This is a genomic window from Pseudomonas sp. TE3911 (assembly GCF_054062775.1).
Genome location: NZ_JBSSFP010000001.1, coordinates 333,556 through 353,842, shown reverse-complemented (window position 1 = coordinate 353,842; position 20,287 = coordinate 333,556). Strand labels below are relative to the sequence as shown.

16 protein-coding genes are annotated in these 20,287 nt (G+C 61.3%); 15 read left to right on the top strand and 1 reads right to left on the bottom strand.

What is annotated here, in order from left to right; genetic code table 11:
* The first annotated feature begins 9 nt into the window (after positions 1-9).
* From gcvP to ACVWXD_RS01640, 5 genes are all read left to right on the top strand, one after another.
* Positions 10-2,847 carry an aminomethyl-transferring glycine dehydrogenase gene (gcvP, locus tag ACVWXD_RS01660; RefSeq protein ID WP_260367583.1) on the top strand — a complete coding sequence of 946 codons (2,838 nt, stop codon included), beginning with the start codon at positions 10-12 and terminating at the stop codon, positions 2,845-2,847.
* Between the two features lie 158 nt (positions 2,848-3,005).
* A complete protein-coding gene (locus ACVWXD_RS01655) occupies positions 3,006-4,382 on the top strand; it encodes an L-serine ammonia-lyase (RefSeq protein WP_032890951.1) in 1,377 nt (458 codons plus the stop codon).
* Between the two features lie 39 nt (positions 4,383-4,421).
* On the top strand, positions 4,422-5,546 hold the full coding sequence (gene gcvT, locus ACVWXD_RS01650) for a glycine cleavage system aminomethyltransferase GcvT (protein ID WP_457370615.1): 1,125 nt from the start codon (positions 4,422-4,424) through the stop codon (positions 5,544-5,546).
* Between the two features lie 392 nt (positions 5,547-5,938).
* Positions 5,939-6,151, top strand: a complete 213-nt coding sequence (locus ACVWXD_RS01645; protein WP_014339904.1) for a cold-shock protein — start codon at positions 5,939-5,941, stop codon at positions 6,149-6,151.
* Between the two features lie 94 nt (positions 6,152-6,245).
* A complete protein-coding gene (locus ACVWXD_RS01640) occupies positions 6,246-6,734 on the top strand; it encodes an RDD family protein (RefSeq protein ID WP_032890948.1) in 489 nt (162 codons plus the stop codon).
* A 138-nt stretch (positions 6,735-6,872) separates the two neighbouring features.
* Here the strand turns inward: ACVWXD_RS01640 and nadA are convergent, their stop codons facing one another.
* On the bottom strand, positions 6,873-7,931 hold the full coding sequence (gene nadA, locus ACVWXD_RS01635; protein WP_032890946.1) for a quinolinate synthase NadA: 1,059 nt from the start codon (positions 7,929-7,931) through the stop codon (positions 6,873-6,875).
* Positions 7,932-8,256: 325 nt separating this feature from the next.
* Between nadA and ACVWXD_RS01630 the strand changes: the two genes are divergently transcribed.
* The 10 genes from ACVWXD_RS01630 to ACVWXD_RS01585 are packed head-to-tail and all read left to right on the top strand — an operon-like array spanning position 8,257 to position 20,269.
* Positions 8,257-8,826: an acyl carrier protein gene (locus tag ACVWXD_RS01630; RefSeq protein ID WP_032890945.1), complete on the top strand. Its 570-nt coding sequence runs from the start codon at positions 8,257-8,259 to the stop codon at positions 8,824-8,826.
* A gap of 9 nt (positions 8,827-8,835) precedes the next feature.
* Positions 8,836-10,110, top strand: a complete 1,275-nt coding sequence (locus tag ACVWXD_RS01625) for a beta-ketoacyl-[acyl-carrier-protein] synthase family protein (protein WP_260367579.1) — start codon at positions 8,836-8,838, stop codon at positions 10,108-10,110.
* 1 nt (position 10,111) lies between these two features.
* Positions 10,112-11,173 (top strand): beta-ketoacyl synthase, encoded by a 1,062-nt coding sequence (locus ACVWXD_RS01620; RefSeq protein ID WP_457370614.1) that lies wholly within the window; start codon positions 10,112-10,114, stop codon positions 11,171-11,173.
* Positions 11,170-12,468, top strand: coding sequence for a beta-ketoacyl-[acyl-carrier-protein] synthase family protein (locus ACVWXD_RS01615; protein WP_032890943.1), 1,299 nt, complete (start codon positions 11,170-11,172; stop codon positions 12,466-12,468). The genes ACVWXD_RS01620 and ACVWXD_RS01615 overlap by 4 nt, the downstream gene beginning before the upstream one ends.
* Positions 12,465-13,682, top strand: coding sequence for a beta-ketoacyl synthase N-terminal-like domain-containing protein (locus tag ACVWXD_RS01610; RefSeq protein WP_457370613.1), 1,218 nt, complete (start codon positions 12,465-12,467; stop codon positions 13,680-13,682). Before ACVWXD_RS01615 ends, ACVWXD_RS01610 begins: the two co-directional genes overlap by 4 nt.
* A gap of 44 nt (positions 13,683-13,726) precedes the next feature.
* The gene (locus tag ACVWXD_RS01605; RefSeq protein ID WP_032890941.1) at positions 13,727-16,594 is read left to right on the top strand and encodes an aminotransferase class III-fold pyridoxal phosphate-dependent enzyme; all 2,868 of its coding nucleotides are present in this window, start codon (positions 13,727-13,729) and stop codon (positions 16,592-16,594) included.
* A 9-nt stretch (positions 16,595-16,603) separates the two neighbouring features.
* Entirely contained in the window at positions 16,604-17,341 is a 738-nt protein-coding gene (locus ACVWXD_RS01600; protein ID WP_032890939.1) for a 3-oxoacyl-ACP reductase family protein, read from the top strand.
* The gene (locus ACVWXD_RS01595) at positions 17,338-18,102 is read left to right on the top strand and encodes an SDR family NAD(P)-dependent oxidoreductase (RefSeq protein ID WP_122756135.1); all 765 of its coding nucleotides are present in this window, start codon (positions 17,338-17,340) and stop codon (positions 18,100-18,102) included. Before ACVWXD_RS01600 ends, ACVWXD_RS01595 begins: the two co-directional genes overlap by 4 nt.
* 44 nt (positions 18,103-18,146) lie before the next feature.
* Positions 18,147-19,388, top strand: a complete 1,242-nt coding sequence (locus ACVWXD_RS01590; protein ID WP_401381162.1) for a DUF1302 family protein — start codon at positions 18,147-18,149, stop codon at positions 19,386-19,388.
* A gap of 50 nt (positions 19,389-19,438) precedes the next feature.
* Positions 19,439-20,269 carry an outer membrane lipoprotein-sorting protein gene (locus tag ACVWXD_RS01585; RefSeq protein WP_457370612.1) on the top strand — a complete coding sequence of 277 codons (831 nt, stop codon included), beginning with the start codon at positions 19,439-19,441 and terminating at the stop codon, positions 20,267-20,269.
* The last annotated feature ends 18 nt before the right edge of the window (positions 20,270-20,287 follow it).

Here is a 20,287-nt window from a genome sequence, read left to right as displayed (position 1 = left end):
GAGCGCACCATGACGATCAATCTCAGCACCGCTAACGAATTCATCGCCCGCCACATCGGCCCGCGCCAGGAAGATGAGCAGCACATGCTCGCCAGCCTGGGCTTTGACTCCCTGGAAGCCCTGAGCGCCAGTGTGATCCCGGAAAGCATCAAGGGCACCAGCGTGCTCGGCCTGGAAGACGGCCTGAGCGAAGCCGAGGCCCTGGCGAAGATCAAGGCCATCGCCAGCCAGAACCAACTGTTCAAGACCTACATCGGCCAGGGCTACTACAACTGCCACACGCCGTCACCGATCCTGCGCAACCTGCTGGAAAACCCGGCCTGGTACACCGCCTACACCCCGTACCAGCCAGAAATTTCCCAAGGCCGCCTGGAAGCGCTGCTGAACTTCCAGACCCTGATCAGCGACCTCACCGGCCTGCCGATCGCCAACGCCTCGCTGCTGGACGAAGCTACTGCCGCTGCCGAAGCCATGACTTTCTGCAAACGCCTGAGCAAGAACAAAGGCAGCAACGCCTTCTTCGCCTCGGTGCACAGTCACCCGCAGACCCTCGACGTGCTGCGTACCCGCGCCGAACCGCTGGGCATTGATGTGGTTGTGGGCGATGAGCGTGAACTGACCGACGTCAGCCCGTTCTTCGGCGCCCTGCTGCAATACCCGGCCAGCAACGGTGACGTGTTCGACTACCGCGAACTGACCGAACGCTTCCACGCCGCCAACGCATTGGTAGCCGTGGCCGCCGATCTGCTGGCCCTGACCCTGCTGACCCCTCCGGGCGAATTCGGCGCCGACGTGGCCATCGGCAGCGCGCAACGCTTCGGCGTGCCGCTGGGCTTCGGTGGCCCTCACGCGGCGTACTTCTCCACCAAGGATGCGTTCAAGCGCGACATGCCGGGCCGTCTGGTCGGTGTGTCTGTTGACCGCTTCGGCAAGCCGGCCCTGCGCCTGGCCATGCAGACCCGCGAGCAACATATCCGCCGCGAGAAGGCCACCAGCAACATCTGCACCGCTCAAGTGCTGCTGGCCAACATCGCCAGTATGTATGCCGTGTACCACGGGCCTAAAGGCCTGACGCAGATTGCCCAGCGCATTCACCAACTGACCGCGATCCTCGCCAAGGGCTTGACCGCGCTGGGCCTGAAGGTCGAGCAGGAACACTTCTTCGACACCCTCACCCTCAACACCGGCGCCCACACCGCCGCCCTGCACGATAAGGCCCGCGCCCAGCGCATCAACCTGCGTGTGGTGGACGCTGAGCGTGTTGGCCTGTCGGTGGACGAAACCACCACCCCAGCCGATATCGAAACCCTGTGGGCGATCTTCGCCGACGGCAAGGCCCTGCCAGCCTTCGCGGCAACTGAGAGCACCCTGCCGGCCGCGCTGCTGCGCCAGTCGCCGATCCTCAGCCACCCGGTGTTCAACCGTTATCACTCCGAAACCGAGTTGATGCGCTACCTGCGCAAGCTGGCAGACAAAGACCTGGCCCTGGACCGCACCATGATCCCGCTGGGCTCGTGCACCATGAAGCTCAACGCCGCCAGCGAAATGATCCCGGTGACCTGGGCCGAATTCGGTGCCCTGCACCCCTTCGCACCAGCCGCACAAAGCGCCGGCTACCTGCAACTGACCTCCGACCTGGAAGCCATGCTCTGCGCGGCCACCGGCTATGACGCGATCTCGCTGCAGCCGAACGCCGGTTCCCAAGGCGAATACGCCGGTCTGTTGGCCATTCGTGCCTATCACCAGAGCCGTGGCGAAGAACGCCGCGACATCTGCCTGATCCCGTCTTCGGCCCACGGCACCAACCCGGCCACCGCCAACATGGCTGGCATGCGCGTGGTCGTGACCGCCTGCGACGCACGTGGCAACGTGGACATTGAAGACCTGCGCGCCAAGGCCATCGAGCACCGCGATCACCTCGCGGCACTGATGATCACCTACCCGTCTACCCACGGCGTGTTCGAGGAAGGCATCCGCGAGATTTGCGGCGTCATCCACGACAACGGCGGCCAGGTGTACATCGACGGCGCCAACATGAACGCGATGGTCGGCCTCTGCGCCCCGGGCAAGTTCGGCGGCGACGTGTCCCACCTGAACCTGCACAAGACGTTCTGCATTCCTCACGGCGGTGGCGGCCCGGGCGTTGGCCCGATTGGCGTCAAGTCCCACCTCACGCCATTCCTGCCGGGCCACGCGGCCATGGAGCGCAAAGAAGGCGCGGTCTGTGCGGCACCGTTCGGCAGCGCGAGCATTCTGCCGATCACCTGGATGTACATCAGCATGATGGGCGGCGCGGGCCTGAAGCGCGCTTCGCAACTGGCGATCCTGAATGCCAACTACATCTCCCGCCGCCTGGAAGAGCACTACCCCGTGCTCTACACCGGCAGCAACGGCCTGGTGGCGCATGAATGCATCCTCGACCTGCGCCCACTGAAAGACAGCAGCGGCATCAGCGTGGATGACGTGGCCAAGCGCTTGATCGACTTCGGTTTCCACGCACCGACCATGTCGTTCCCGGTGGCTGGCACCTTGATGATCGAGCCGACGGAAAGTGAATCCAAAGAAGAACTGGACCGCTTCTGCGACGCCATGATCGCCATTCGCGAAGAAATCCGCGCAGTGGAAAACGGCACCCTGGACAAGGACGACAACCCACTCAAGAACGCTCCGCACACTGCGGCGGAACTGGTGGGCGAATGGAGCCACCCCTACAGCCGTGAACAGGCGGTGTATCCGGTTGCTTCGCTGATCGAAGGCAAGTACTGGCCGCCGGTTGGTCGGGTCGACAACGTGTTTGGTGATCGCAATCTCGTATGCGCATGCCCTTCAATCGAGAGCTACGCGTAACCTGAGGCTGAACTCAATCAAATGTGGGAGGGGGCTTGCTCCCGATGGCGGTTTTACATTCAACATCTCTGTTGACTGACGCACTGCCATCGGGAGCAAGCCCCCTCCCACACTGACCGAGTACACCCAAAACATAATAAGAAACCGGAGAACCACTCATGTCTTTAAGCGTGTTCGACCTGTTCAAGATTGGCATCGGCCCCTCCAGTTCCCACACCGTCGGCCCCATGCGCGCCGCCGCTCGATTCGTCGAAGGCCTCAAACGTGACAACCTGCTGACCACCACCTGCAGCATCAAGGTGGAACTCTACGGTTCCCTCGGTGCCACCGGTAAAGGTCACGGCAGCGACAAGGCTGTGTTGCTTGGCCTGGAAGGCGAACACCCGGACACCGTGAACACTGAAACCGTCGCCGCACGCCTGGCACAGATGCGCAGCGATGGCCGCTTGAACCTGCTCGGCGAACACAGCATTGCGTTCAACGAGAAAGAACACTTGGCGATGATTCGCAAGCCCCTCGCCTACCATCCCAACGGCATGATTTTTCGTGCCTTCGACGCTGCCAACATCCAGATTCGCAGCCGCGAGTACTACTCGGTCGGCGGTGGTTTTGTAGTGGATGAAGACGCCGCCGGTGCCGACCGGATTGTCGAAGATGCCACGCCGCTGACATTCCCCTTCAAGCACGCCAAGGACTTGCTCGGCCATTGCGCCACTTACGGCCTGTCCATCAGCCAAGTGATGCTGACCAATGAAAGTGCCTGGCGCCCTGAAGCGGAAACCCGCGCTGGCCTGCTGAAAATCTGGCAGGTGATGCAGGACTGCGTGGACGCCGGTTGTCGCAATGAAGGGATTTTGCCCGGTGGCCTGAAGGTCAAACGCCGTGCCGCCGCGCTGCATCGCCAACTGTGCAAGCACCCGGAATCGGCGCTGCGTGATCCGTTGTCGGTGCTCGATTGGGTCAACCTGTACGCGCTGGCGGTCAACGAAGAAAACGCCAACGGCGGGCGCGTGGTCACGGCGCCCACCAATGGTGCAGCCGGGATCATTCCGGCCGTGCTGCATTACTACATGCGCTTTATCCCAGGCGCGAACGAAGACGGCGTGGTGCGCTTCCTGCTCACCGCCGCCGCCATCGGGATTTTGTACAAGGAAAACGCGTCGATCTCCGGCGCCGAAGTCGGTTGTCAGGGCGAAGTCGGCGTGGCCTGTTCCATGGCTGCCGGCGCGCTGTGCGAAGTGCTGGGCGGCAGCGTGTCCCAAGTGGAGAACGCTGCCGAGATCGGCATGGAACACAACCTCGGCCTGACCTGCGATCCGATTGGCGGCCTGGTTCAGGTGCCGTGCATCGAGCGCAACGCCATGGGCTCGGTGAAGGCCATCAATGCGGTGCGCATGGCTTTGCGCGGCGACGGGCAGCATTTCGTTTCGCTGGATAAGGTCATCCGCACCATGCGCCAGACCGGTGCCGATATGAAAAGCAAATACAAGGAAACCGCCCGTGGCGGTTTGGCGGTCAACATTATCGAGTGCTGACGCCTAAAGGCGCGGCAGCACGTTTTTCAGGAGCTGAATATGTCCACCGAAACCCTGTTGAAAACCCCATTGCACGCCCTGCACATCGAACTGGGCGCACGCATGGTGCCCTTCGCCGGCTATGACATGCCGGTGCAATATCCACTGGGTGTGATGAAGGAACACCTGCACACCCGTGAACACGCCGGGTTATTTGACGTGTCCCACATGGGCCAGATCCGCCTGACCGGCGCCAATGCCGCCAAGGCCCTCGAAACCCTGGTGCCCGTGGACATCATCGACCTGCCCGTAGGTATGCAGCGCTACGCAATGTTCACCAACGAGCAAGGCGGCATCCTGGATGACCTGATGGTCGCCAACCTGGGCAACGACGAACTGTTCCTGGTGGTCAACGCCGCCTGCAAGGACCAGGACCTAGCGCACCTGCGCAAACACATTGGTGATCAGTGCACCATCGAGCCGCTGTTCGAAGAACGCGCCCTGCTTGCCCTGCAAGGCCCCGCAGCGGTGAAGGTGCTGGCGCGCCTGGCGCCGGAAGTGACCAAGATGACCTTTATGCAGTTCGCTTCGCTGCGCCTGCTGGGTGTGGACTGCTACGTCAGCCGCTCCGGTTATACCGGTGAAGACGGCTTTGAAATCTCCGTGCCTGCGGCCAATGCCGAAAGCCTCGCGCGCAGCTTGTTGGCCGAGAGCGAAGTACAGGCCATCGGCCTGGGCGCCCGCGACTCCCTGCGCCTGGAAGCCGGCCTGTGCCTGTACGGCCACGACATGAACACCGAAACCACACCGATTGAAGCCAGCCTGCTGTGGGCCATCTCCAAGGCCCGCCGTGCCGATGGCGCACGCGCCGGCGGCTTCCCGGGTGCCGACCGAATCTTCACCCAGCAGCAGACCGGTGTAAGCCGCAAACGCGTCGGCCTGTTACCCCTGGAACGCACTCCGGTGCGCGAAGGGGCAGAAATTGTCGATGAGCACGGCACTGTGATCGGCAGCGTCTGCAGCGGCGGCTTTGGCCCAAGCCTCGGCGGCCCTTTGGCCATGGGTTACCTGGACAGCGCATTCATTGCACTGGATACCGAAGTCTCTGCGTTGGTGCGTGGGAAAAAGGTGCCGCTTCGTGTAAGTAAAATGCCATTCGTGCCACAGCGTTACTATCGTGGTTGATTGACTGTTCCTATAAGTAACGCGGTTGCGTTAACGTGCACTAATCTGTAACGCAACCGCCATAAAACAGTGCATTCACGATAGTTATTGTTATAGGTGTACAGCTATAACAAGTGAGCGAATCTATCGAATAAGTCCGCTCTACATTATTCAACGAAGTGTCATGCGGCCGAGCAAAACATGGGGTTTTGCAGGGCTTGTTTTTTCTCTATTAGTTGGCGTAGAGTTTGCCCACTGTGTTTGCATGGGTCGCTTGGAACCTGGACCTGGGCAGTAGCTGAAGTAGTTGTGCTACAACCCGTTCGACGTCTCTTACTTTCCTGCAACCCAGCCCAGTACTCTTTCATGTGAAAGGGGCTGTCATTAATTTATAGCGTCAAGGAAATAAGAAAATGGCTGATCGTCAGAGCGGTACCGTCAAGTGGTTTAACGACGAAAAAGGGTTTGGTTTTATCACTCCAGAAAGCGGTCCGGATCTGTTCGTACATTTCCGCGCTATTCAGGGCAACGGGTTCAAGAGCCTCAAAGAAGGCCAGAAAGTGACATTCGTTGCGGTGCAGGGCCAAAAAGGCATGCAGGCTGACGAAGTACAAGCAGAAGGTTGATCCTTACTGCGACAAAAAGCCCCTGATATGACATCAGGGGCTTTTTTATGGACGCGATTCCGTAAAATGCGTTTTTTCCTCAGAGAATCCTGCCATGTCCAAACCCCTGCTGAGCCCCCAAGGCGAATTCCCCGCCGTTGGCCTGGGCCGTCGCCTGGCAGCGATGTTCTATGACTTCCTGTTGTGCACCGCCCTGCTGATCGTCACCGCATTTATCTACAAGCTGGTGTGGATGGCATTTCTAGGCGAAGCCAGGATGCGTACCCTCACCGAATCCGGTGCCCTGGACGGCGACCCGCTGCTGTCGACGATTCTGTTCTTTGTGCTGTTCGGCTTCTTCGCCAAGTTCTGGACCCATTCCGGGCAGACCCTGGGCATGCAGGTGTGGGGCGTGCGCGTGCAGAACGCCGATGGCTCGCGCATCAGCCTGTGGCAGGCGCTGTTGCGCTTTGTGGTGTCGATTGCGTCGTGGTTGTGCGTGGGGCTGGGGTTTATCTGGGCGTTGTTCGATAAACAGAAACGCGGCTGGCATGACATCTATTCGGACACCCAGTTAGTGCGCATCCCGAAGCAAAAGAAATAAAACCCTTCTTAATTAAAGATCTACATGTGGGAGGGGGCTTGCCCCCGATAGCGGCTCTACATTCAATATTTCTATTGACTGACACACCGTCATCGGGGGCAAGCCCCCTCTCACATTTTTAACCGAGCTCGCCTCGGTTCAGGCGTTGCCCGCCAGCTTCAGACGCGCCGCCTGAGTGAAATCCAGCATGCGCTTGAGCGGTCGAACAGCGTGAGGAATCACCGACGGCTCGACGAAAATCTCGTTGCTGCCCTCACGCAGGCACTGCAACGTGCGCTCCAGCGTGTTCATCGCCATCCACGGGCAATGCGCGCAACTGCGGCACGCCGCGCCGTTACCGGCCGTGGGCGCTTCGACGAAGACCTTGTCCGGGCACAGCTGCTGCATCTTGTAGAAGATGCCGCGGTCGGTGGCGACGATAAAGGTTTTGTTCGGCAGTCGTTGCGCCGCAGCGATCAGTTGGCTGGTAGAACCTACGGCATCCGCCAGTTCGATCACTGCGGTCGGCGATTCCGGATGCACCAGGATCGCTGCATCCGGGTATAGCGCCTTCATGTCTTCGAGCTGCTTGGACTTGAACTCTTCGTGGACGATGCAGGCACCGTCCCACAGCAGCATGTCGGCACCGGTCTGACGCTGGATGTAAGTGCCCAGGTGCTTGTCCGGTCCCCAGATGATGGTCTCGCCGTTGTCCATCAGGCTTTCGACGATTTCCAGCGCGCAGCTGGAGGTCACCACCCAATCGGCTCGGGCTTTAACTGCCGCCGAGGTGTTGGCATACACCACCACCGTGCGCTCGGGATGCTGGTCGCAGAACGCCGAAAATTCATCGACCGGGCAACCAAGGTCCAGGGAGCACGTGGCTTCCAGGGTTGGCATGAGGATGCGTTTTTCGGGGGTGAGGATCTTGGCGGTCTCGCCCATGAAACGCACACCGGCGACCAGTACGGTCTTGGCCGGGTGGGCGGCGCCGAAGCGGGCCATTTCCAGGGAGTCGGAGACGCAGCCGCCGGTTTCTTCGGCCAGGGCCTGGATCACCGGATCGCAATAGAAGTGGGCAACCAATACCGCGTCCTGAGCTTTCAGCTCGGCGGCGATGGCGGCACGCAGGCTCGCCTCTTCATCGGCGCTGAGGGCCTTGGGCTGCTTGGCGTCGAGGTGGGCTTGAACCAGTAGGCGTTCAGATATCTGCGTCATGTTCGCAAGACCTGCAGGCGCAGTAGCGCGAAAGTCGAGTGTACCACCGGCTCTGGAGCCCTTCGGGCGCCGCCGGACGAAGTGATTGTGTTCATCAAGCACGGCTAAAAGTGAAGCTGCGCAAGGCTACAGAATATCGAATGGATTCAAAAGCCTAATCTGGCTTTTGACGCGTTCGATTGTCCGACAAAAAAGGGTAATGGCACATTGACTCTCCCCCTCAGGGGAGGGTTTACGCTGCGCCGCCTTCACACATCACCTCAAGCAAATGGCCCCTCAGCGCCACTGCTTAGCCCCCCATTCACGCGTTATAGGGAGATAGCCGATGAACAATCCATTGGACTTGAACAGCGTCATTACCACTACCCGCGAAATCCTCGCGCAGCTGTTGGTGATGGACCTCACAGAGGTGAACGAACACAGCAGCATCGTCGAGGACCTCAATGCCGACTCCCTGGATATCGTCGACCTGAGTTTTCAGCTGGGTCGCCATTACGGCTGCACATTGCCCAAGACCAGCGTGCTGGACCATGCGGTTGCGGTGTTTGGCGACGTGAGCGAGCTGGTCGAAAAAGGCCGTATCACCCAGTCCGGCGTGGACCTTCTGGAGCAAAGCCTGAGCGCATTTGCGCCCGGCCAATTGCGTCCAGGCATGCAGCCGGCAGATGTGTTCGCGGCCACGACCGTGCGCAATTGGGCCGAACAGTGCTACCGGATGTTTGACCACCTGCCCGCCACCTGCCCTGAGTGCAACGCCGAGCAGGCACGTCTCAATGAGCGTCGCCAAGTGGTGTGCGGCGGTTGCAGTGCGCGACTGACGCCGCTGGAAGGCGACGAAATTTCTCGCCAACTGGTAGAGCAGTTTGCCGCGTCCCGTTTGCCAGAAACGGCCTAGGAGTTTTTCATGGGGCCGCGAGAGGTTTTAGTCACAGGCTACGGGCTGGTAGCGCCCACGGTACTGGACGCTGCAACGTTGTTTTCGCAGATCAGCTCCAAGCGGTCGTGCATTCGTCAACACCCGGTGTTTGCCGAGCTGGGTTTTGCGGTAAACGCCGCAGGTTATATCGATCACGATCAGTGGCACGCCATTGGCGCTCAGGTTGCGGTGGGCGCCACGCCACTGCCCCGTCAGTGCCTGCTCGCCGAGTTTGTTGCCAGGCAAGCGCTCCAGCAGGCCGGCCTGGTTCCCGCGGACTTCTCCCGCGCGGCCAGCGGTGTGTTCCTCGGCGCCAACAAGCATTGCGTGAGCCGTGACCTGCAAGAGGCCAGCCGCTATATGGACGACGCCGGCAGCGTCGACCTTGATCGCTACTTGGATCAGCACACACTGGCGGGCGGCCCGTTTGCTCGACGGATTGATCAGCAGACTTGGCACATCGCCAACCTGCTCGGCATTCGCGACCATATCAGCACCCATTCCGATGCCTGCGCGGCCGGCACCATGGCGATCGGCAGTGCGTTTCGCGCCATTGAGCGCGGCGAGATCGACTTGGCCATCTGTGGCGCCGTTGAGTTGATGGCCCATGAACTGTCCTATTACAGCTTCGACGGCCTCGGTGCCATTTGCCAGCGGGCCGACCTCACTGCCGAACAACAGAGCCGCCCGTTCATGAACGACCGCTGCGGTTTCGTCCTCGGCGAAGGCGCGGCAATGATCGTGCTGGAGTCCAGGGAACATGCCGAACGACGCAAGGCCACCCCGATCGGCCGCGTCCTGGGTTACGCCAACTATTGCGAAGCGCAGAAAATCACCTCCAGCAGCCGCGATGGCAGCCATTACGCCCACTGCATGCAAGCCGCCATCGTGAATGCCGGCTTGGACTGCGACGCCGTCGATCACGTCAATACCCATGGCACCTCGACCCAGGCCAACGATCGCAGTGAAGCCCTGGCGATTGAGCGGGTATTCGGCACCGCCGTGAGCACGATGACATTCACCGCCAACAAATCGGCCATTGGCCACTCCCTGGCGGCCAGCGGCGCCATTGAGGCTGTGCTGTCACTGATGAGTCTGCAGCAAGGCGTGCTGCTCCCCACCCTTAACTATGACCCGGCAAATGCCGAGTTCCCTGAGTTGAACTTCCTGACCGAAGCCCAGCAACAGCCCATCAAGGTGGTGCTGTCCAATTCGTTCGGCTTCGGCGGCGTCAACAGTTCGCTGGTGTTGGGAAATGCATGAAATGAACAGCCTCCAGACAAAACCCGTCTACTTGATCGCTGCGTCGGTGTTCAACCACGCAGGCACTGAGTGCGCCGATTTACATGGCCCGGTGCGGGCCGCCCAGCCGTTGGATTTTGCCCCGGACCACCTGGCCTATCCCGTGACCGTACCGCGACTGCCCACCACGGTGTTCGACCGCAAGATTCAACGCAGCGTCGAACCTCAGGGCGCCCGTTTGCTGTATTGCGCCGGGCAGCTTGCCGGCCCGTTGAATGACTTGCAGCTGCCTGGCGAGCGCGTGGCGCTGATGGCCGCCATTCCGGAAGTGGACGGCCCCAGTTCCTGCTGGGAAGCCGTGCAGGCCATCGCCGAACAACCGGACGCACTGCTCGCACAACTCTTCGCTTATACCCCGCCGCTGCACGCACTGATGATGCTCAACAGCAGCGTCATGGCCTATGTAGCCGAGGCGCTGCACTGCCGTGGCCCGATGGGCGGTTTCTGCTCACAGGGAAATGCGGGAGTCGATGCGCTGATTGAGGCGTTCGAACACATCGCCGGTGGCCGGGCCGACGCCGGGGTTGTGGTCAGCAGTAGCCCGAACCTCTCGCCTGCGCTGTACCTGCGCGACAGCACCGAACAGCCTGCACTCCCGGCGCCGGATCGTTATGGGGAAGGCGCAGCGTGCCTGTTGCTGACGTCGTGCACGCCAACCCACGGCGCCTTGCGCATCGCCGGGTTCGCCCGTGGTTACAGTGCTTGCCCCGAACGCTCGAACGCCGTGGCGCACAAGGTCATCCAACAAGCATTAAGCCGAGAGAAAGTAGGTTTGCGCGACGTAGCACACGTCGTCGCCGCGCCGGACACCCCCTTCCTGCGGCTTCTGCTCGCAGACACCCAGGCGACGCTTCACAGCTCCCGGCCCATGACCGGCGACCTGGGAGCAAGCGCCCTGTTGACTGAAATCGCCCTGACCCTTCACGACCAGCGCGATGGGTACACATTGCTGCTCAATCACAGCCGTGCGGGTCATTGGGGCGCCGTATTACTGGCCAAAGAAGCCATGGAGAAACAGGCATGAGCCCACCAAGGATTGTGATAACCGGCCTGGGTGCCGTGACCGGTTTCGGTTTCGAATGGCAATCAATGTGGGCGCAGATGCTGCGCGGTGAGCACTGCATCCGCCCATGGCAACCCGAAGGCGTGGCCGACGGTAGCTTCCCGGTGCGTTACGCCGCGCCAGTAGACACCCGCCAACTGCCGGACTACTTGAAAGGCCATCGCGCCTGGCAGATGCCCCTGGAAAAACGCAGCCAGTTGGGTTGGGTGGCGGCCAGCCAAGCGATCACCGACAGCGGCCTGAGCGCCGCACAACTGCGCGATGCGGCCGTACTGTGCGCGTCCGGCGCACCGGCCCACAACATTCAGGACATGCTGCTGACCGTGTCCGGCGAGCAGCAGGCTTGCCCTGCATGGCGCCACTTGATGGCCAAGGCTGACCAGGTCAGTGCGGCCCACTCGCTGTGCCAGAGCAACGACCGGCTGGCCAGGGTGATCGCTGACGACAGCGGTTGCGAAGGCCCGGTGATCAACATCAGCAGCGCCTGCGCCGGGGCGTCCCAGGCCATCGGGAATGCCTTCCAGATGATCCGCCGGGGTGAAGTCGACGTCGCTGTCGCCGGCGGGGCCGACTCGGTGTTGAGCCTGGACACCATGACCGCGCTTTACCTGTTGGGCGCAGCCAGCAGCGAGCAACGCTGGGGCGACGGGCTTTGCCGTCCATTCGATCGCCATCGCAGCGGCCTGGTTGCTGGCGAAGGCGGTGGTTTTGTAGTGCTCGAAACCCTGGAGAGCGCCCTTGCCCGTGGCGCCGTGCCCTATGCCGAAGTGCTGGGGTTTGGCAGCAGCCTGGACGGCTACAAGGTCACCGCACCCGACCCGCAAGGGCGAGGCGCCGCCCTGGCGATGCAGACGGCCTTGCACGATGCCGGCATCCGCCCGCAACAGGTGGACCTGATCAACGCTCACGGCACGTCCACCCCGCTCAACGATGCCGCCGAAACCCTGGCCATCAAGTCGGTATTCGCCCAGGACGAGCACTATCGACGGCTGGCAATCAGCGCCAACAAGTCCCAGTTCGGGCACTTGATCGCGGCCGCTGGCGCACCCGAGTTCATCGTCACCGCACTGGCCTGCCAGCACGACCGGATTACCCCGACCCTCAACCTGCACAGCGCCGCCGACGACTGTGATCTGGACTACTGCGCCCATCAGACGGTCAACCGCCGGGTTGACGTGGCGCTGAGCAATTCATTCGGCTTCGGTGGGCTCAATACCTGCCTGGTGCTGGGCAAATACCAGGAGCACGCACAATGAGTGCCGCACAAACACCCATCGCTATCGCCGGCAGCGGCTGTGTCCTGGCCAGCGGATGGGGCGTGGACGCGTTCTGGACTGCGGCCTGCGAGTCGCGCAGCGGGATCAAGCCATTGCGCTCCTTGCAGTTTCACAGCGAGCGGGTCACGGCCTTTGGCCAGATCCACTATGACGATCATCAACGCAGTCGTCAGGACCTCGCGCAGAACCTGCAACGCTACTGCACGCCCGCCGTCATCTGGGGTGTCAGCGCGGTTCGTCAGGCACTGGCCGATGCCGACCTGACACCCGGTGCAGACGGCCTGACCTATGGGCTCTATTGCTGCCAGGGTGGATACACCCATCCTTCTCTGGCGTCCTACGGCGAATTGCTCCACGAATGCCGCCAGGGCGAAGGGGCAGACATGCACCTGCTGGCCCGACGTATTTTGCAGGAGCGGGCGCAGGATCCCTTCCTGGTGCTCAAGGGCCTGAGCAATATCCTGCTGGGCGTGACCAGCCTGGCGCTCAAGCTGGAGTGTGAATGCAACGCCTACATGCAGGGCGTCTCCGGCAACCTGGCAGCCTTGCGTGAAGCCTGTGCCGCGTTGCAGAGCGGGCGCATTGATGTAGCGATCATTGTCGGTGCGGGCAGCGAACTCGATGCCCTGGCACTCAGTGCCTTGGTACAGGCCGGCACTATCAGTGCGGACGGCTCGGAGACCCTGCGAGCTTTCGACGCGCAAGGCACGGGCGGTATCGCGGGTGAAGGCGCGGCAGCCCTGGTGTTGCGCCGTCGCGAGGATCTGGGGGACGAACCCCAGGTCTGCCTGCAAACAATGACCGCCCATGTCTCTATCGAGGCACTGAACCTGCCAGACCAGCCAACCGATCTGCTGGTGTGCACTGGCACCGGCACGCCCGACAAAGATTGGCAATTGAGCCACGTACTGGGCCGCACCGGCGGCGCCCACATCACCAGTGGCGTGCCGGTGACCGGCCTGCTCAGTGCGGCTCCCAGCCTGGCGGACCTGATCCTGGCCCGCTGCGCCCTGCTCGCCCAGCGTGTGCCACCGATTGCCGGGCTAAGCCAACCCGTGGCCGCGCACCTGCCCTTTGTGATGGGCGCTCCCTATTCAACGACGCTCACCGATTGCCTGGTGCTCAACCGCGACGACAACGGTTTCAGCGCTTGTTACCAATTGAAGTACAGCGAGCAGGCCAATAACGCCTGACGTTTTTTGTACAACACCCTCCTCTTTTATAGGACATGGATGTGATGGATTACCGTGATTTTGTTCGCCCAAAGTTTGTAGATCTGCTCCAGGCCCTGGGGCTTGAGTGTGAGTTCAAACGCGCACTGGGCAGTCAATTGTTCTACCGCAACCGCAAGGGTGACGAGGTCACCGTGACGGATTTTCTCGGTGGCTATGGCGCGGCGTTGTTTGGTCACAACGACCCGCAGTTTGTCGAACAGCTCTGCACACTGTTGCGCAATGACGTGCCCTTTAACGCCCAGATGTCGATCCGCGGCACGGCCGGAGCCCTAGCGCGCGCGTTGAGCGAAGCCTTCAATCGCGAGCTGAAGAACAACGAACAATACATTTCGACCTTTTCCAACAGTGGTGCCGAAGCGGTCGAAATTGCCGTCAAGCATGCCGAGTTTCGTCGTCAGAAAAACCTGCAACGCCAGTTCGACGAACTCGACTTCACCCTGGCCCAATTGACCTCCAGCGACCGCGCCTACCGCGAAGTGGATGTCGCTGACCTCGACTTGCCGGCAGGCCTGCTGCCCGCGCACCTGAACACGGCCACGGTGCGCCAGGTGGTTGAAGCGGTGCGCCAGCACAACCTCGCCGAATTGCATGTCGAGCCGGTCTTTGTCGCTTTGCGCGGCAGTTTTCACGGCAAGCTGGTCAACACTGTGCAACTGACGTACGGCCGCCAGTATCGCCAGCCGTTCGCGCGTTTCGGCCTGAACGTGGAGTTCATTGACCCCCAGCAACCCCATCAACTCCAGGAGCTGCCCGCGCGCCACACCCGACATTGGCTGAGCCTGCAATGGAGCGGGGATCAACTGCTGGTCAAGCGCGATGCGTTCAGCGCGATCACCGCCGTACTGATGGAGCCGATCCAGGGCGAAGGCGGCATCATCGAATTCTCGACTGATTTTTACCGGGCGTTGCGTCGCCTGTGTAACGAGCAGCAGTGCCCGCTGATTATCGACGAAGTGCAGTCGGGCTTCGGACGGACCGGCACCTTCCTGGCCAGCAGTCATTTCAATCTGCAAGGCGATTACTACTGCCTGTCCAAAGCGCTGGGCGGTGGCCTGATGAAGATCGCGGCCACCGTGATTCGCAGCAGCCACTATGAAAAAGACTTCAGCTATATCCACAGCTCGACCTTCGCCGAAGACGATGCCTCCTGCCACATCGCCCTCTCGGCGCTCAATCGTCTGTTTGCCGATGACCAAGCGATGCTCAAGGACGTGCACACCAAGGGCGAATACCTAAAGGCCTCACTGCTTGAGCTCAAGGCGGCCTACCCGGGGGTGATCGCCGATGTGCGGGGCCGCGGCCTGTTGCTGGGCTTTGAGCTGCATGACCAAAGCACCAACAGCTCGCTGGTGCAGGCTTCAGCCCAGTACAACGACGCCTTGGGTTACCTGATTGCCGGCTACCTCTTGCAGTTTGAAGCCCTGCGCGTGGCGCCTTCGGGCAGCAACTCCAATGTGATCCGCCTGGAGCCGCCCGCCTGCATCACATTCGCCGAGATCGACGGGCTGATCAAAGCCCTGCAAAAGGTCTGCGACATGCTGCAACGCGGAGATGCGTTCCCGTTGGCCGCTACCATTTGCAATGACCTGATCCCGGCGGTCGCGCCGCGCGACACCGGCTTCCAGGTCAACGCCCTGCCCAACGCCCCGCAGGACACCCCCATCGTCGCCCGCGTGGCCTTTATCAATCACTTGATCGATGCCGACATCCTCGGTGATGTCGATCCCTCACTCGGCCAACTGAGCACCGAACAAAAATGTGTGTTCATGCAACGCACCGCACCGGAACGCCGGGCGGCCCCCGTGGGCCCGGTGGTGATCCGCTCGAAGCTGGGCATGGCCGTGGAGTTCACGTTGTACCCACTGTGCATGGACTCCAACGCCATGGCGGACTACATCATCAGCGGCGATCTCGACGTGATTCGCAAAGAAGTCGGCAATCGCATCCTGGACGCACGCGCCGATGGCTACCGCGTTGCCGGGTTGGGGATGTACACCTCCATCGTGACCAACAACTGCCAGGCCCTGAAAATTCCGGACATGGCGCTGACGTCCGGTAACGCCTTGACCATCGGCATGGGCCTTGAGGCCATCGAGCAAGGCTGCAAACAACAGGGGCTTGAGTTGCACGCACAAACGGCAGCCGTGGTCGGCGCGGCCGGTAACGTGGCGTCGACCTATGCGTCGCTGCTGTCAGCCGCTGTCGACCACGTGATCCTGATTGGCAGCGGCCGCGATGGCTCGCTGCGCCGTCTGGAAAAAACCGCCCATCTGATTTACGCCGACGCGGCCCGCTCGATTCTCAAGGGCACGGCCAGCGACGACTTGCTGGCGCAGCGCCTGCTCGACATCGACGGCATTCACGCGCTGCTAAAGGACTTCGGCAGCAGCTCGCAGTTGGGCCTGCAGGTCTCGCGCCTGGTGCAAGAACGCCTGGGGGCCAACGCCTTCATTACCGTCACCGATGACCTGCAAGCACTCAAGCGCGCACGCATCGTGCTGTGTGCGGCAAACGCAGCGCAGCCGTTTCTCGACGCTGGGCATTTCGCCGAACACAGCGTGATCTGCGACATCGCCGTGCCGCTGAACGTTGACCAAGCGATCGGCACCCAGCGCAGCGACGTGCTGTACATGCACGGTGGCATTGTCCAGACGCCGTTCGACGACGGGCTCGCGCCGAATGTGCGGGCCTACCTGAAACAGGGCCAGTTGTATGCCTGCATGGCCGAGTCGGTGCTGATGGGGCTTGCGGGAATTACCCAGCATTACTCCTACGGCGACATCAGCCGCGAACAAGTGCAGCAGATTCGTGCGTTGGCGGCGATCCATGGCTTTGGCCTGGCGCAGTTCAAGACCCACAACTCACTCTAAGGAACGGCCATGACCACTAAAACAGCGGTAGTCACCGGAGGCAGTCGCGGCATCGGCAAAGCGGTTGTCCTGGCACTGGCCGAGGCCGGCTACCGGGTTGCATTCAACTACGTGCGTGACGAAGCGGCGGCCCTGGCGGTGCGCGATGAAGTCGAAAAGATGGGCGGCGAATGCCTTACCGCGCAGTGCGACATCAGCGACGCCCACAGCATCAAGGCGTTTTTCGAACAGGTTGAACAACACTTCGAACGCATCGACCTGCTGGTCAACAACGCCGGGATTACTCGGGATGGTTTGCTGGCAACGCTCTCGGTCGAGGCCATCAGCGAGGTGATCCAGACCAACCTGATCGGCACACTGCTCTGCTGCCAACAGGTGGTGCCCGGCATGATGCGCCAGCGTCAAGGCTGCATCATCAACCTGAGTTCGGTGGCGGCGCAAAAGCCCGGCAAAGGCCAAAGCAGCTACGCCGCCGCCAAGGGAGGTGTGGAGGCGCTGACACGTGCCCTGGCGGTCGAGTTGGCGCCGCGCAATATCCGCGTCAACGCGGTGGCGCCGGGGATCGTCAGCACCGACATGACCGCCGCCTTGCTCGAAACCCACGAGCAGGAGGTCCAGTCGCGTCTGCTGATCAAGCGCTTTGCCGTGCCAGGGGATATCGCCGAGGCCGTGCTGTACCTGGCCGACCGCGCCACCTATGTGACCGGCGAAGTGTTGTCGGTCAATGGCGGGTTGAAAATGCCATGAACGCATCTCGAACTTTTTTGATTTCCGGTGCCGCCAACGGCATTGGCCGCGCAGTCGCGGAACACTTCGCCACCGACGAAGCCCATCGCCTGATCCTGGTGGACCGTGACTTGGCCCAGCTACAAAGCTGGGTCGGCAACGGGGCATTTGCCGCAAGCATCGAAACCCATGGCGTCGATATCGCCGACCTTGCGAGCGTGCAAGCGTTATTCAACGACCTGTCGGTGCGCCTCGGTTACATCGATGTCCTGGTCAACAGCGCCGGTGTCTGCAACGAGAACGAACCGGAGGACTTGGACAACTGGCACAAGGTGATTTCGGTCAATCTGAACGGCACCTTTTATGTCACTTCGCTGTGCCTGCCACTGCTGGCGGACCGAGGGCGAATCATCAATTTGTCGTCGATCCTGGGCCGCATCGGCAAGGTCCGCAACACCGCTTACTGCGCCTCCAAGCACGGCATTATCGGCATGACAAAAGCACTGGCGCTGGACCTGGCACCGCGCCGGATTACCGTGAACGCGATTTTGCCAGCCTGGATTGATACGCCAATGCTTCAAGGCGAATTGGCGACTCAAGCCAGTATTGCCGGAATCAGTCAGGAGCAGATCCTGCGCAATGCCAAGAAAAAGCTGCCGTTGCGCCGTTTTATCCAGGCTGATGAAGTCGCCGCCATGGTGCGTTACCTGGTCAGCCCGGAGGCCTCCGGCGTCACGGCCCAGAGCCTGATGATCGACGGCGGCGCCGGGTTGGGGATGTAGCCATGAACACAGCATTGCTCACACGCAGCCTGTTGCTTGGCCTGATGTCGCTGGCGCCACGCCTGGCGGGTGCGGACCTGCTGCCGACCCATGCCGACGCGGAAGTGGGATTGGCCAGTGCCCTGCGCTTGCACGGGGATGATCCGGTCACGCAGAAAGCGGTGTATTTCAAGGCCAACCTGGAAGACAACTGGGACAGCGGCTACTACAAGGCCAAGGGCCGGGTACGCTACGACGCGCGCTATGACGGGCATAACCCTTATAGCCAGGAGGCACGGGATGACTACCGTTTCAGTGCCGACTGGCGGCATCTGTATTGGGGCCATTACCTGGGTGACGGTGAGGTCACCGTGGGTTGGCAGCAAGTCGTCTGGGGCCGCGCCGATGAGTTGCGGGTGCTGGACCAGGTCAACCCTATCGATTACCGCGAAGGCGTGACGGCCTTGCTTGAAGACAGCCGCATCGCGGTGCCAATGGTGCGTTTGACCCAACCCGTGGGCGAGTGGGAAGTAGAAGCCTTGTGGATAACCGATTTCCTGAAAAACCAGGCGCCGGCCCAAGGCAGCGAATTCGACGCTCCGTTGTTCGCAGTACCGGACCCGGACCTGTTCCTGGTCGGTTCAAAGCCGGACTACAGCGGGCAAAAGGGATTCTCCTATGGCATGAGCGCCAACGGCAGGATCGGTTCGGTGGACGCCAGCTTTGTCGCCCTCAACGCCCGCCAGCAAGACCCGGTGTATGCCGTCGAAGGTATCGCTGACGATCAGCGCGTGGTTCTGGAGCGCCAGTTCCCCCGCTACAGCATGGGCGGTGCCGGCTTGGCGATCGACGCCGGCCACAGCATCGTGGTGCGCAGTGAGGTGGCCTACTTCGACCGCTGGCACGTCACCAATCCGTACCGTAACCACGGCAGCAGCCAGAGCCCGATGGTCAAGTCCTTGCTGGGCGTGGACTACCTGCTGCGCAACTGGCTGATCTCCGTGCAATGGCAGGAGCAGCAATTGCTCGACTGGCAGCAGGGCATGGTGCAGGACAAACGCGAGCCGCTGTTCACGCTGTCCGCCGAAGGCACCCACCTGCGTGACCGCCTCAAATCCCGCCTGGTACTGGCGATGTCCCCTCCCGCCAAGGACGACGCCTTGCTGCAAGGCATCTTCACGTACACCCCCGTGGACTGGCTGAAGCTGGGGCTGGAGGTGGATGTGTTTTTTGGCAAAGAAGACCGCACGTTTGGCCAATACAGCCAGCGCGACCAACTGCGTGTGTCGGCGGGTTATCTGTTCTGAGCCCCGTTCCGACCTCAATAAAAAAACCACTTCAAGAAAAGGAAATTTCTATGTTGCCGCCCCTCAAGGTCCTGACCGCCAGCCTCCTGATGGTCACCAGCATGGGGGCACTGGCCGCCCCGAACGCCGACGAAATCATTCGTCAGGCCCGTGACCGCAATGACGGCAAAAGCTTCATGTCGCAGGTTTCGCTGATCCTGCTGGACAAGCAAGGCAACAGCCGGGTGCGCGAGTTCAGCTACCTGCAAAAGGATTACCCGGACAGTGACAAGTTCACCATGTACTTCTCGGCCCCCAACGATGTCCGCAACGTCGCCTTCCACATCGAAAACCCCCACGAAGCCCTGAGTGCCGAGGACAGCCAATGGATGTACCTGCCGGTCAGCCGGCAAACCCGCCGGATCTCGACCACCGACAAGCGTGGCGCATTCATGGGCAGTGATTACTCCTACGCGGATTTGGACAAGATCCGGGCCGATGACTACAGCCAGACACTGGTAGGCGAAGAGACCATTAACGGGCGTGAATGCTACGTCATCGAGCGCACGCCGGTGTCTGCGCAGATCCTGGCCAAAACCGGCTACAACCAACTCAAGGTCTGGATCGACAAGCAGAACAGGCTGGTCATGCGTCAGGATTTCTTCGACGTCAAAGGCGTGATGTTCAAGCAGATGCGGACGCTGAAAGTCGAGACAGTCGATCAAATCGACAGCATCACCCTCAGCGAAACCGAAGACTTCATCGCCGGCACGCGCTCCCAACTGAAGTTCAACCAGTTGCAGTACAACGTCGAACTGGACGACTGGCTGTTCAACCAGACCGCGATCAAACGCGGCCTCAAAACTGGCGACCTGCCTGAATTTGCCGTCTCCGCTCGCTGAATACTGCGCCTGCCTTTC